The sequence below is a fragment of the Lacinutrix sp. MEBiC02404 genome (assembly GCF_053601575.1).
Genome location: NZ_JBSHNV010000194.1, coordinates 1 through 250 on the forward strand (window position 1 = coordinate 1; position 250 = coordinate 250).

At 43.6% G+C, this 250-nt stretch carries 1 protein-coding gene; it reads right to left on the reverse strand.

Going from position 1 to position 250, the window contains the following annotated elements:
• The coding region (locus tag ACVCXO_RS12150; RefSeq protein WP_452229859.1) for a hypothetical protein at positions 1-250 on the reverse strand (250 nt) is incomplete at both ends.

Genomic DNA, 250 nt, shown 5'->3' on the forward strand with positions numbered 1-250 from the left:
TGCTGTCGTATTAAAAGAAGCGTTTCCGGAGGTTAAAACAGTTACCGTTTGTGTGCTACTTGTTCCGCAGGTTCCTGGACTCGTGTATTCTATAGTATAGGACGCTCCTGAAATTCCATTAGTTACCACTCCGCTAGTTGCGTTTATTGTTGCTCCATCCGTTGGTATCGGATTAAAAACAAAACTCCCGCCAAGATCTCCTGTGATATTTGCGGTTCCGCCATCACAAGTTGCTGTCATAGAAAATGAA